Origin of the sequence: Streptomyces sp. NPDC005799 (assembly GCF_040630525.1) — a bacterium.
Classification (GTDB): Bacteria; Actinomycetota; Actinomycetes; order Streptomycetales; family Streptomycetaceae; genus Streptomyces; species Streptomyces griseorubiginosus_B.
Genome location: NZ_JBEXXQ010000085.1, coordinates 21,128 through 31,982 on the forward strand (window position 1 = coordinate 21,128; position 10,855 = coordinate 31,982).

The following is a 10,855-nucleotide window of genomic DNA, read 5'->3' on the forward strand; positions in this document are numbered from 1 at the left end:
CAGCACAGCTGTTCGACGGGGGCGGCGGTGTCGAGGGGGAGAGACGGGGATGGCCCAACAGGACGATGCCGAGCGGGAGTTCGACCTCAGGTGGGCGGACCGGGCGGAGCACAAGGAGCCCTCTGCGCGGGCCCGGATGCTGGCCGCGCGCTGGCGGGAGAACCCGCCCGAGCCGCAGCCCTTCCGCGCCGACCCCGGGCCGGTGACCCCGCGCAGGTCCTCGTGGATGTCGACGGCGCTGGTGTTCGGGACCGTGGCGGCAGTGATCGTACTGCTGGGATGGGTGCGTTTCCGGGCCCCCTACTAGGACGGCCGCCGGGCCTCCCACAGGGACCTTTTGCAGCCCCTAGGGCCGTTCGGGACCACTTCATGGGACGCGCCAGGTGCACACTGGCAATGGGACGAGTGCCTGACTGCGGGGTGATGCACAATGCAGAGCCGTTTCCGGAGCGACCGGCGGCTGACCGTGCGAATGACGGTCACGATGTTCCTGCTCGGATTGCTGTACGTGGCCTTCGTCGCCGCGTTGATCGTGTTGCTGAAGTCCTGGCTGCTGGTCGTGGTGCTGATGGCGGCCATGTTCGTCGCCCAGTTCTGGTTCTCCGACCGGATCGCGATGTTCGCCATGCGCGGGCGGGTCGTGGAGCGCGAGGAGTATCCCGAGCTGCACGCGGTGATCGACCGGCTGTGCGCGATCGCCGACATGCCCAAGCCCGTCGTCGCCGTGTCCGATATGGACATGCCCAACGCGTTCGCCACGGGACGCAACGCCGACCATGCCGTGGTCTGTGTGACGACCGGACTGCTGCGGCGGCTGGAGCCCGCCGAGCTGGAGGGCGTCCTCGCGCACGAGCTGTCGCACGTCGCGCACAAGGACGTCGCCGTCATCACCATCGCGTCGTTCCTGGGCGTGATCGCGGGACTGATCGTGCGGTTCGCCTTCTACTCCCAGCTGTTCGGCGGCGGGCGCCGGGACCAGAACACCGCGGTGATCTTCGCCGCCGTCATGGGTGTGTCGGCGGCCGTCTACGCGATCAGCTTCCTGCTGATCAGGGCGCTGTCCCGGTACCGGGAACTGGCCGCGGACCGGGCGGCGGCGCTGCTGACCGGGCGGCCCTCGGCGCTGGCCTCCGCGCTGACCAAGGTCTCCGGCGACATCGCCCGGATCCCGACCAAGGACCTGCGGACCGCGCAGGCCTTCAACGCCTTCTACTTCACCCCCGCGGCCGGCAAGGAGCCCGGCATCGAGCGGTTCTTCTCCACCCACCCGAGCCTGGAGCAGCGGCTCGACCAGCTGGGCCGGATCTCGGCCGAGCTGGGTGAGGCACCCACCCCCGGAAAGGCGTGATGCATGGGGCTCCTGGACATCCTGCTCGGCCGCACCAAGCCGGCCCTGCCCGACCTCGACCAGCTCTTCGCGCTGCCGTCGGCGGCCGTGACCCTCGAGGCCGCGGCCGGTTTCACACCGACCGGCACCGGCGCGGTGTGCTTCGCCACGGTCGAGGGAGCCGCCTTCGAGCAGACCCACCGGGAGGTCCAGGCCCTGCTGGACGCGGACGCCGACCGCGACGGACCGCCGGTGGAGCTGAGCCAGGACGAGTTCGGCTACTCCTGGCTTGTCTCGCGCCGCTCCCCCGAGCAGCTGTCGGAGCTCGTCAACGACCTCCACGCGGTGAACAGTTCGATGGAGGTCAACGGCTTCGGGCCGCAACTGCTGTGTTCCCTCGCCGCCTTCGAGGGCGAGGGCGGCAAGCGGCTGGCGCTGGTGTACCTCTACAAGCGCGGCACGTTCTATCCGTTCGCGCCGCTGCCCGGTGCCGGACAGCGGCGCGACAACGCGCTCGAACTGCAGATCAAGGCCGCACTCGCCGGGGACCTGCGGATGGAACAGGACCTGAGCCGGTGGTTCCCGGTATGGGGCGCACCCGGCCTGTAGTTCCGCCCTGTGGTCCTACTTGCCGCGCTCCTGCCGGCGCGCCTCGAAGGGGTGCTCGCGCCGGTAGCGGCGCTCCCACTTGGCCTGCTGGTCACGGCGCTTGCGGTACGCCTGATAGGTGGCGGGGGCCGATCCCGACGCGCCGCCTCCCCCGGAGGACGACGGCGAGGAGTCGCGGCCGTACTGCAGGTAGAGGAAGAGGACGCCGGCCGCGGCCAGCCACCACACGTGGTTTCCGAATCCCAAGAGGACCAGGACGACGGTCCCGGCGATCAACATGGTGCCCATCACGGGCCTCCGTGAGCGTGGGTCGATGAGCGATCTGGACGTCCGACGGGGCGCTGGGGGAAGGCGTCCGTCCATCGGTGCGTAGAGAGTAGCCCTGGATGCGGGGGGTGATGCCTGCCCGGGGACAAGCGGTGGTGAGCGGCTCCGCAACGCCTGTCCAGCGTAGGGAGACGGTCACTCCGCGTGCATCCCGTTTTTTCGGCGGCTACTGCGACCGGAGGTCCAGGCTGTGCTCCACCACCTCGCGGGCCACCTCGCTGAGGCGGCGGCGGTGGGAGCGGGCGTGGGAGCGCAGCAGGCGGAAGGCCTCGTCGACGGTGACCGAGAGGCGGGCGGCCAGCGTGCCCTTGGCCTGCTCGATGATGACGCGGCTGGTCAGGGCCTCACCGAGCTGGTCGGCGAGGGCGCGGCTCGCGGACAGGCGCCGCTCCCGGTCCAGGGTCCACCCGGCCACGTCGGTGAGGGACTGGCCCAGTTCCAGCAGCTCGGGGCGCGGCGCGGTCCTGCCGCGGCCCAGCAGCACCAGGGCGCCCAGGGTGTCGGCGCCGACGTGCAGGGGCAGGGCCGCGACCCGGCCGTAGCCCAGCTCCAGGGCGCGGGGGGTGTAGCGCGGCCAGTCGCGGCGCGCCCGCTCCCCGTCGAGTTCGGTGTCCGGCACCGGGTGGCCGGTGCGGCGGGCATGCTGCCCCGGCCCCTCACCCCACACGGCGGCGTCCCGGGCCAGCCGGAGGAGGTCGGCGCCGGTGCCGGCCACCTGGGCGGCGGCGTGGTCGTCGGGGACGTACACGACGGTCGCGGCGCAGTCGCCGAGCAGTTCGGTGCCGTGGGTCGCGAGGGCCTCCAGGAGACCGGTGGGGTCGGAGGGCTCCGAGGACGCCCCTCCGGCCGCGAGGTCGACGAACGCCTTCGCCAGCCGTTGCTGTGACACGGGGTCGGTCATGACCTCTCTCCGCCTCCCGGGACGATCGCCTCGACCGTGTCGGTCACGCGCTCTCCGCCGCCCTTTACGGGTTCCCGCTTCCGCCGTCCGACACCTCAGCCGAGCCGCAGCTCCCCGTTCAGCACCCGCTCGGCCACGGAGCGGGCGGAGACGCTCTCCGCGAAGGCGTGCGCCCTGATCAGTTCCAGTGCGTCGGCCACCGGGCAGTCGAGCTGCACGGAGACCATCCCGGCGGCCTGGTGCACCTGGGCCCGCAGGCTGGCCGCTCCGTACAGGTCGGGCTCGCCGTCCGGGCCGAGGATCATCGAGCGGGTGAGCGCCTCGGCGATCTCGATGAAGGAGTCCGTACCGACGAGACCGGGGACGGGGTCGAACACGGCGAGGGCGCCGACACAGGCGCCCGAGAGGCTGAGCGGTACCGCGGCCACCTCCTCGATGCCGAGTTCGGTCACCGCGGGACCGTAACCGGGCCAGCGGTGGGCCAGCGCCGCGCCGGCGGCCGTGATGGGGCGGACCTCGGCGGCCGCGTCCCGGGCCGGTCCCTCGCCGAGCAGGAACTCCAGTTCCTGGGCGGCGCGGGCGTGCTCGTCCGAGGCGGCCACGGTGAGCTGCTCCGAGGCCGCTGAGACCAGGGTGAGGGCGGCGCTGCTGGTGCCGCAGGCCTCGGCGACCCCGGTCATGAAGCGGGGCCGGGGAGTACCGCGCTGTCCGGCCCATAGGGCGAGCCGGCCCGCGTAGTCGTCCTGGAGGCGTGCCGCGGTCAGATGGCAGTGCGCGGTGGACCGGTGAAGCTCGGCCATGCGCAGGTGCGCCGCGCGCAGGGCCTCGGTGGGCGCCTCGGCGGCCAGGGCCTCCCACCGCTCGGCGCGGATGGTCTCATGCGCCGAACGGGCACGGGCGATGGCGGCTTTCCGCTCCGCGGAAATCTTGCTCTGCGTCGCCCCGCCTTCGGTGGCCATACCGGAATCGTACGCCCCGCCCGTCATCCGCAGGCGTCCCTGCGACCCTCCTCCATGAGCAGGACCAGATCTCCAGGTCCTGGAAGGGCCGCCCGATGTCGTTCGGGTGAGACCGAACCGCACCCGGGCCTGGCTGCTGACGAGGACGACCGTGCCCCTGGAGTCCACGACCAGGCCGCGCACGACCCCGGCGATCTCGTCCAGAGGTAGCACGAAGTCCACTGTGCCCGTACCCACTGCCGCCTGCGGCATACCGCTGAACTCCGCGGTCGCCGGATCCTGCACGATCACCGTCCCGCCGCGCGTCTTGACCGCGTCCACGCCCATCGCGCCGTCCCGTCCCGTGCCGGTCAGCACACAGGCCGTGGCCTGCGGCCCGTAGGCGCCCGCGACCGACTCGAAGAGCAGATCGGCGGAGGGGCGGACGAAGTGGACGAGTTCGGTGTCGGTGAGCGCGATCCGTCGCCCGGGCGCACGAGCAGATGCCGGTCGGGCGGCGCGATGCAGACATAGCCGGCCCGGGTCTGCTCGTGGTCCTCGGCGAGCTTCACGGTCAGCGGCGTACGGCGGCTCAGGACGTCCGCGATGACCGTACGATGCCGCGGATCGAGGTGCTGAAGGACCGGCACCGGCACCGGCAGGGCGGCGTCCGGGCCGCCGAGCAGGGTGATCAGGCCGTTGATGCCGCCGGCCGAGGAGGCGACGGCGACGACCTCGAACCCGTCGGACGGGCTCGCGGAAGGCTGCACCCGGCCAGCGTAGACCCGCAGGTCACACCTCGGGGGCCGCCCGGATCACGCCGGCGGCGATCGCGGCGCCCAGGGCGGCGTGGTCCGCGGTGTTCTGGTCGGCGTAGGCGAGCGCGAAGTCCGCGACGGCGTGCTCGAAGGTGTCGGCGCCGCCGAGGTAGGCGGCGATGGCGACGCGGTCGCCGGAGCGGGCGTGGGCGCGGGCCAGGGCGGTGCCGCACAGCCGGGCGTAGGCGAGCAGGTCGCCGGGGCCCATCCCGGCGACGTCGGCGGAGCCCTTCATGTCCCGCAGCTGCCGCCAGTAGAAGGCGCGTCCCTGCGGCCCGCTCATCCATCCCAGGAACACGTCACTGGCGGCCTGCAGCAGGCGTTGCCCGGCGACCACGCGGTGCCCGGGATGGACGTACGGCCCGGTCGGCAGATGGTCCTCCAGTACGGAGGTGCGGGCCTCCTTGATCTGCAGGAACAGCGGGTCGTCGGTGTCGCGGCCGGCGAGCAGCACGACGAAGCAGCGCAGGCCGACGCTGCCGACGCCGACGACCTTGCGGGCTGCGTCCACGAAGCGGTAGCGGTCCAGGAGCAGACGGCGCTCCTCGGAGAGGGTGGAGCGGTAGTCGCTGAAGATCTTGCGCAGGGAGGCCGTGTCGGAGGCGCCGGCGGGTTCCAGCAGCGGCGGATCGTGGACGATGCGCCGCCTGCCGTCGACGACCTCGGTCAGCTTGCCGACGGCCTGCAGGCTGGTGCGGCGGCGGGCGCGGGTGAGGCTCGCGGCGACCTGGCGGCGTCGGCGGGCGGAACGCGCGAGCGGCAGCAGGCGGTCGGCGTCGATGCGCTCGTACCAGACCTCCAGCTCACCCAGCGCGGCCAGTCGCCGCATGGTGGTCCGGTACGACGTGACCGCCTCCGTCGCCGCGCGGCGCACCTTGTCCTCGGTGTGGCCGTTCTCCCGGCCGGCGACGACGACGCTGACGGCGAGCCGTTCGACGTCCCACTCGAAGGGGCCGGGGAACGTCTCGTCGAAGTCGTTGAGATCGAAGAGCAGCGTGCGTTCCGGGGACGCGTACAGCCCGAAGTTGAGCAGATGGGCGTCCCCGCACAGCTGCACGGTGAGCCCGGTGTGCGGCCGGGAGGCCAGGTCGGCGGCCATCACGGCGGCCGATCCGCGCAGGAAGGCGAACGGCGACGCGGCCATCCGCCCGTACCGGATCGGCAGCAGTTCCGGCAGCCGGTCCCGCCCCTGCCGTTCCAGTACGGCGACGGGGTCGTCCCGGTCGACGGGCGCCACCCACCCGGCGTGCGCGGACCGCGAGACCCGCTTACGGGCGGCCTTGCCCTGCTCGGCACGGTCGACAGGGGAACTCACGCGACCCACCGCACAATCCCGTACCGCCCCATCACGCCTCCCACCACCTCGGCTCATCGCCGCGCCGCCTCTTTGATCGCAGTGAAGGCGGGGACGGGGGTGAGCGCATGCCGGGTACGGCGATCGGGTGACGGGAGGGGGTACGGTCGCGGATGCGCGTGCCCGGACGGCGGGCGGACGCCGGCGGGAAGGAAGGCCGATCCATGATCCTCCCGAAGGTCAGGGACCCTCGCTTCGTGACCGTCCGCCGCGGTGGGACCCTGACTGACACGGATCACCGTCTCCTCGCCCTCTGGGCGGCGGACTGTGCGGAGCACGTCCTCGGCCTCTTCGAGTCGGCTCGGCCTGAGGACCCCCGACCGCGCCGGGCGATCGAGCAGGCCCGCGCCTGGGTGCGGGGCGAGGTCCGGATGATGCAGGCCCGAGCGGCGGGCGGTCATGCGATGGGGGCCGCTCGAGACCTGCGGGGCGCGGCACGGCACGCCGCGTACGCGGCCGGTCAGGCCGCGGTCGTGGCGCACGTCGCCGCGCACGAGCTCGGTGCGGCCGCCTATGCGATCAAGGCCACGCGCGCTGCCGTGCCGGAAGAGAAGAGTGCGGCCGCGGGACGGCTGGAGTGCCGGTGGCAGCGCGACCGGCTGCCGGAGGCGATCAGGGAGCTCGTGCTCGACGACCAGTGCCTGCGCAACGACATCTGCTGGTCGGTCTTCGACTGCTGAGGCCGATCCACGCGGGCGGCGGCGGAGTCCGGCGGGGGCGTTGTCAGTGGGGTCCGCGAAGATGGGAAACACGGGTGCCGTGACGGGCGGAGGGTGTGATGGGTGACGGGGAGCGGTACATCGGGGTGGCCGAGCGGCGGGCGCGGCTGGCGGTGCGGCATCGGCTCGCGGTGGGCGCGCGGGGCGGCTCCCCGGAGGACGTCGCCGGTTCGCTCGTCGCGCTGCACGGGACGGACCCGGCGACCGTGTATCTCGCGGTGGGCGCGCGGCTGACGGACGCCGAGCGGACGGTGCCCGAGACGGAGCGGGCGCTGTACGACGACCGTTCCCTGGTGCGGATGCACGGCATGCGCCAGACGGTGTTCGTCTTCCCCACCGACCTCACCGCGGTCGTCCACGCGTCGACCGGCCTCGCCGTGGCCGCCAAGGCCCGCGCCAAGCTGGTGCAGGACATGGCGAGCGCGGGGGCGCCGGACGCGGCCTGGCTGAAGGACGTCGAGGAGTCGCTGCTGGCCGCCCTGGCCCGGCGCGGCCAGGCGACGGCGACCGAACTCGCCCAGGACGAGCCCCGGTTGCGGGAGCAGTTCGTGTACGCGGCCGGCAAGAGCTACGAGGGCGTCCACACCGTCTCGGGCCGGCTGCTGCGAGTGCTGGGTATCGAGGGCAAGGTGGTCCGGGGCCGGCCGCTCGGCTCGTGGACGTCGAGCCAGTTCCGCTGGGCGGTGGCGCCTGCGCATCCGGAGCTCGATGTGGCCGAGGCGCAGGCGGAGTTGATGAGGCGTTGGCTTGCCTCGTGCGGACCCGCGACCGAGGCCGACCTGAAGTGGTGGACGGGGTGGAGGGTCACCGACGTCCGGCGCGCGCTGGCGGCGATCGGGGCGCGGGAGGTGTCGGTCGACGAGGGCCGGGCGTACGTCACCGCGGACGACGTCGCTCCGGAGGGTCCCGTGGAGCCCTGGGCGGCACTGCTGCCGGCGCTGGATCCCACGGCGATGGGCTGGCAGGCGAGGGACTGGTATCTGGCGCCGGAACTGCGGCCCTTGCTGTTCGACCGCAGCGGCAACGTGGGGCCGACGGTGTGGTGGGACGGACGGGTGGTCGGGGGCTGGGCCCAGCGCGCCGACGGGGAGATCGCGTGGCGGCTCCTCGACGACAAGGGCGTGGGACGCGAGGCGAAGGCGGCGATCGCCGCGGAGGTGGAGGGGTTGCGGGCATGGATGGGGACGAGCCGGGTCACACCCCGCTTCCCGACGCCGGTGGACAAGGAGTTGGCGAGGGGGTAGGGGGCGGACGTGCCGGGCGCCCCGTGTGCGGCGCCCGGCACCGGCCTCATCGGCTGTAGCGCATCAGCGCCCGCACCATGTGGCACGTCGTGTCCGACGGCGGGTGGACTCCGATCAGTTCCGCCGTGTGCCGGATCGTCTCGTTGCGGGCCTGGTTCGGCATGTAGACGCCCGAGTCGAGCAGGGCGATGGCGAGACGCATCGCCTTCAGGCGCCGGTTGTGCGTGACGTACCACTCGCGGGGCCGGCCGGGCGGCAACGGGCGCTTCTCCACGGGTTCGTACGGCAGGTCGAGCAGGACGGGGCGCTTCACAGTGGACTGGGTCGGCTTCGGCTTCAGTGCGGCAGCGGGCACAGGCATCCTCCTGTCGCGGACAGGGTGTCCACCAGGGCCTTCGACGCCCCGGCAACACCCTCGAACACTTCTTCTAGTGTACCGCCCGCCACTGACAAAAGCCCCTGGCCACAAGGGCTTTCGGCGCTCCCCTCACGTACCGTTGACCCCATGGAGATCTGGATCAACCCGGCCTGTTCCAAGTGCCGCAGTGCCATCAGCCTGCTCGACGCCGAGGGCGCGGAGTACACCGTCCGCCGCTACCTGGAGGACGTACCGAGCGAGGACGAGATCAGGGACGTACTCGACCGTCTCGGGCTCCAACCGTGGGACATCACCCGCACCCAGGAGGCGGACGCGAAGGAGCTCGGTCTCAAGGAGTGGGCGCGGGACGCCGTTTCGCGGGACCGGTGGATCAGGGCGCTCGCCGAGCGTCCCCGGCTGATCCAGCGTCCGATCATCACGGCGGACGACGGCACCGCGGTGGTGGGCCGCACCGAGGAGGCCGTACGCGAGGCGCTGTCGCGGGAGTGACCGACGGTCGAGTGACGAAGTTTCGAGTGATCAACGCACGTGTGACGCAGGTTACTTCAGAGACTCGTGTAACCACTGAGTAACCTCGTTCGGTATCTCGTACATAGCGACGTACGCTCCCCTACCTCTTCAGGAGGCGCGCATGTCGCGTAGGAGAACTGTCAGTACGAAGAAGAAGCTCGCGGTCCTGCTGAGCGCGGCGGCGGTGGCGGGCGGTGGAGCCTTCGCGATGGCGTCGAACTCGAACGCCGCACAGACCCCGCCATCTGCGAAGACCCTGTCGGCAGCGAACTCGACGGTCTGTCAGGGGCTCGCCACCGCGCTCGGCAACAACCAGAGGTTCATCGCCGGGCAGAAGGCGAATCCGGACGCGCAGTCCGCGGCCCGGATCGCCAACCGTGAGGCGGTCATCGCGCAGATCAAGGTCCAGCAGCAGGCGTCGGGGTGCGCGGTTGGGGAGTCGGCTCAGGACTCCCAGGCCACGCAGCCCGCACAGCCCTCGCAGCAGCAGACCGCGCAGCCTGCGCAGACGGCTCCCGCGGGAAACGCGAACCCCGGGGCGGGCGCGAACTCCGGTGGCGGTGCCGCCTCCGGCTCCGCCCAACAGGTCTGCAAGGGCTCCACCGTGACCCTCTCCGGCGAGGCCGGCGCGCCTGCCGCGTCCAGCAACCAGTTCCCCGCGGGGACGACGCTGAAGGTCACCAACCTGGACAACAACAAGTCCACGACGGTGAAGGTCACCTCGGTGTCCGGCAGTTGCGCCCTGCTCAACAACGCGGCCTTCGAACAGGTCCGGGAGCCCGGCAAGTTCCTGATCCGGCGCGCGCTGATCGAGAAGGTGGGGTGAGGCTCAAGGGTTCAAGAACTCCGTGAGGCGGCGGCCGAGTTCGGCGGGTGCGCACTGTTGCGGCAGCAGCGCATCCGCCGTCCCCGCCACCTCGTACGTGTCATGTGTCCTGCTGTTCTCGGCCAGGAACAGCAGGACCGGCATGTCCAGCGCGCGCAGCGCGTCCGGGGCCGGGCGCGGACCGGTCACCGGCTTCGACACGGAGGGGAAGCCGGCGGCCGCCTCTTGGAGGCACCTGCGCGGTTCGGGTGAGGATGCGCCCGGCGCCTACGGTCCGGATGCGGGTCAAGGCCGGGGCGGGGTCCGTCCCCGGTCGGGCGGTGAGGTTCGATGGGGGGCGCTCGGTGCCTGACGCCAGATTCTGCGGGCGGGCACCCCACCCCCGCCCCCTTGCCGCCGTGCGCGAGTGGGCTCTACGGCATCGCGCTTCCCTTACCCGCGTTGCCGCGGCAGCACCTGGTGCTCGTCGCGGTGGAGGAGCGGGCCGTCGCGCTCGGGTGGGAGCATTCTGGGCCGTCGATCGGCCGCGTGGCGGAACTGCTGCGTGTGTACGACGAGCAGGAGCGGGCGGCGATCCGGGGGTGCCCGGAGGGGGTGCGGGAGGCGACGGGCGCGGAGGACTGAGCGGGGTGGCGGTCTCACACCGTGAATCGCGCCACACCATCGCCAGGTAACGCGGGGTTCACATTCGAGCAATCGACGGGAAATCGCCTGTTGACAGGCTCGCGGGCATCACCGCGGCGCCCCAGTGCCGCAGCGCCGCAGCACCCGCAAGTGCGTCAGACACACCCCCGAAGGAAGTGGCCCGTGACCTTCAAGGCTGAGTACATCTGGATCGACGGCACCCAGCCGACGGCCAAGCTCCGTTCCAAGACGAAGATCATCGCGGGTGAGCCCGCCGGT

The 10,855-nt window shown here is 72.1% G+C and carries 12 protein-coding genes and 2 pseudogenes; 8 read left to right on the top strand and 6 right to left on the bottom strand.

From position 1 onward, the window contains the following. The first annotated feature begins 49 nt into the window (after positions 1-49). The 3 genes from ABZ453_RS46990 to ABZ453_RS47000 all read left to right on the top strand — a co-directional run bounded on the left by ABZ453_RS46990 (position 50) and on the right by ABZ453_RS47000 (position 1,936). Entirely contained in the window at positions 50-307 is a 258-nt protein-coding gene (locus tag ABZ453_RS46990) for a hypothetical protein (RefSeq protein WP_359025591.1), read from the top strand. Between the two features lie 123 nt (positions 308-430). Continuing rightward, positions 431-1,348, top strand: coding sequence for a zinc metalloprotease HtpX (htpX, locus tag ABZ453_RS46995; RefSeq protein WP_359025593.1), 918 nt, complete (start codon positions 431-433; stop codon positions 1,346-1,348). Positions 1,349-1,351: 3 nt separating this feature from the next. Beyond that, positions 1,352-1,936 carry a hypothetical protein gene (locus tag ABZ453_RS47000; protein WP_359025595.1) on the top strand — a complete coding sequence of 195 codons (585 nt, stop codon included), beginning with the start codon at positions 1,352-1,354 and terminating at the stop codon, positions 1,934-1,936. A 15-nt stretch (positions 1,937-1,951) separates the two neighbouring features. On the opposite strand, the gene ABZ453_RS47005 is transcribed toward ABZ453_RS47000, so the two are convergent. The 4 genes and pseudogenes from ABZ453_RS47005 to ABZ453_RS47020 form a co-directional block, all read right to left on the bottom strand. Beyond that, entirely contained in the window at positions 1,952-2,224 is a 273-nt protein-coding gene (locus ABZ453_RS47005; protein WP_208779300.1) for a hypothetical protein, read from the bottom strand. 205 nt (positions 2,225-2,429) lie between these two features. Beyond that, entirely contained in the window at positions 2,430-3,164 is a 735-nt protein-coding gene (locus ABZ453_RS47010; protein ID WP_359025597.1) for a GAF and ANTAR domain-containing protein, read from the bottom strand. Between the two features lie 95 nt (positions 3,165-3,259). Continuing rightward, positions 3,260-4,872 (bottom strand): annotated as a pseudogene (locus tag ABZ453_RS47015) (chemotaxis protein CheB). Positions 4,873-4,894: 22 nt separating this feature from the next. Continuing rightward, complete coding sequence (locus tag ABZ453_RS47020; RefSeq protein WP_359025599.1) at positions 4,895-6,235, bottom strand: DUF2252 domain-containing protein; 1,341 nt, start codon at positions 6,233-6,235, stop codon at positions 4,895-4,897. A 203-nt stretch (positions 6,236-6,438) separates the two neighbouring features. Here ABZ453_RS47020 and ABZ453_RS47025 point away from each other — a divergent pair, with 203 nt between their 5' ends. Both ABZ453_RS47025 and ABZ453_RS47030 read left to right on the top strand, forming a co-directional pair. Further along, positions 6,439-6,954 carry a putative immunity protein gene (locus ABZ453_RS47025; RefSeq protein WP_359025601.1) on the top strand — a complete coding sequence of 172 codons (516 nt, stop codon included), beginning with the start codon at positions 6,439-6,441 and terminating at the stop codon, positions 6,952-6,954. Positions 6,955-7,052: 98 nt separating this feature from the next. After that, on the top strand, positions 7,053-8,237 hold the full coding sequence (locus ABZ453_RS47030; RefSeq protein ID WP_359025603.1) for a winged helix DNA-binding domain-containing protein: 1,185 nt from the start codon (positions 7,053-7,055) through the stop codon (positions 8,235-8,237). A gap of 46 nt (positions 8,238-8,283) precedes the next feature. On the opposite strand, the gene ABZ453_RS47035 is transcribed toward ABZ453_RS47030, so the two are convergent. Then, positions 8,284-8,592, bottom strand: coding sequence for a hypothetical protein (locus ABZ453_RS47035; protein ID WP_133042964.1), 309 nt, complete (start codon positions 8,590-8,592; stop codon positions 8,284-8,286). Positions 8,593-8,742: 150 nt separating this feature from the next. On the opposite strand from ABZ453_RS47035, the gene ABZ453_RS47040 reads away from it, so the two are divergent. Beyond that, positions 8,743-9,105: an arsenate reductase family protein gene (locus tag ABZ453_RS47040; RefSeq protein WP_359025605.1), complete on the top strand. Its 363-nt coding sequence runs from the start codon at positions 8,743-8,745 to the stop codon at positions 9,103-9,105. Between the two features lie 142 nt (positions 9,106-9,247). Further along, the gene (locus ABZ453_RS47045; RefSeq protein ID WP_359025607.1) at positions 9,248-9,952 is read left to right on the top strand and encodes a hypothetical protein; all 705 of its coding nucleotides are present in this window, start codon (positions 9,248-9,250) and stop codon (positions 9,950-9,952) included. A 3-nt stretch (positions 9,953-9,955) separates the two neighbouring features. Here the strand turns inward: ABZ453_RS47045 and ABZ453_RS47050 are convergent. Next, positions 9,956-10,183, bottom strand: a pseudogene (locus tag ABZ453_RS47050) (alpha/beta hydrolase); the annotation flags it as partial. A gap of 210 nt (positions 10,184-10,393) precedes the next feature. Here ABZ453_RS47050 and ABZ453_RS47055 point away from each other — a divergent pair. Continuing rightward, the gene (locus ABZ453_RS47055) at positions 10,394-10,576 is read left to right on the top strand and encodes a hypothetical protein (protein ID WP_359025609.1); all 183 of its coding nucleotides are present in this window, start codon (positions 10,394-10,396) and stop codon (positions 10,574-10,576) included. Positions 10,577-10,855 lie beyond the last annotated feature (279 nt).